This window comes from Shinella sumterensis, from assembly GCF_004514425.2.
GTDB lineage: Bacteria > Pseudomonadota > Alphaproteobacteria > Rhizobiales > Rhizobiaceae > Shinella > Shinella sumterensis.
Window position 1 is genome coordinate 1 of sequence record NZ_MYFN02000047.1, and the last position, 1,059, is coordinate 1,059.

The following is a 1,059-nucleotide window of genomic DNA, read 5'->3' on the forward strand; positions in this document are numbered from 1 at the left end:
GCCTTCTTCGACTTGCGAACCCCACGCACTCCCGCGAGGCGCATGAGGCGTTCGGTCTGGTCTCGGCCGATGTCCCATCCCTGACGTTTCAGGAGGGCATGCATCTTCCGCCGCCCGTAGACGCCGTAGTTCTCCGCATCCAGCCGGGCGACCTCGGGCACCAGCAGCTCGTCCCGCAGCTGCCGGGCGGAGACGACGCGGGTCTTCGCGGCGCGATACCCGCGGGACGTGATGAAACCCTGCACTGCCGGGCGCAGCGTCCGGCAGATGAGCTCGACCCCGAACCGCTCTCGATATTCGTCGATGAAGCGGATCATCTCGGTCAGGGCCGGTCGAGCTCCTTCGCGAAAAACACGCTCGCGGCTTTGAGGATCTCATTCGCTTTCCGCAGCTCGGCCACCTCGCGGCGCAGGCGCTTGTTCTCCTCCGCGACATCGCTCGGGACACCGGGCTTCGCGCCCGCGTCGACCTCCCGACGACGATGCCACACCCGCAGCGTCTCCGCGCTCATGCCGAGGAGACCGGCCACATGCCGCACCGCAGACATCAGATTCGAGTGCTCACCGGAGGCCTTGGCCTCATCGAGCATCCGCAGCGCGCGCTCGCGCATCTCGGGAGAGTACTTCCGGTTCATCGCGTTCCATCCTTGCTTCAAGAACGGAACGAAACCCAGGCCGATTCACCCTGCACCGGGAAGAATCCGTGCCCATACCGGACGCCGGGCTCATCTGGCAGAGATGTCCTGCAGCACTGTCAGGGATGTCCTGATGCACCGCCCGCTGGGGATCTCGCAGCCTCGATCTAGTGCACACATAGGTGCACACATACGTGTGGTGTGCTGTGACGCCATGTGGCGTCTTCGCCACTCGCGCGATCATCCGCACAAACAAGAAAAGCGCCGGTAAACCGGCGCTTTTCTCAAGGTTACTGTCTCAACACAGTGCGCGCCCGAAGGGACTCGAACCCCTAACCTTCTGATCCGTAGTCAGATGCTCTATCCATTGAGCTACGGGCGCTCATGCCGTTGCCGTGGCAACCCGTCTACTGTACATCATGCCG

General features: G+C 63.5%; 2 protein-coding genes and 1 tRNA gene. All 3 read right to left on the reverse strand.

Annotated elements, in window-relative coordinates; all coding sequences use genetic code 11:
* Nucleotides 1–317 (reverse strand): IS3 family transposase (locus B5M41_RS26735; RefSeq protein WP_230640389.1); only part of this gene is annotated, 317 nt, incomplete at its 3' end.
* Between the two features lie 5 nt (nt 318–322).
* Nucleotides 323–634 carry a transposase gene (locus tag B5M41_RS26740; protein ID WP_230640390.1) on the reverse strand — a complete coding sequence of 104 codons (312 nt, stop codon included), beginning with the start codon at nt 632–634 and terminating at the stop codon, nt 323–325.
* Nucleotides 635–943: 309 nt separating this feature from the next.
* Nucleotides 944–1,016, reverse strand: a tRNA-Arg gene (locus B5M41_RS26745).
* Nucleotides 1,017–1,059: the final 43 nt, after the last annotated feature.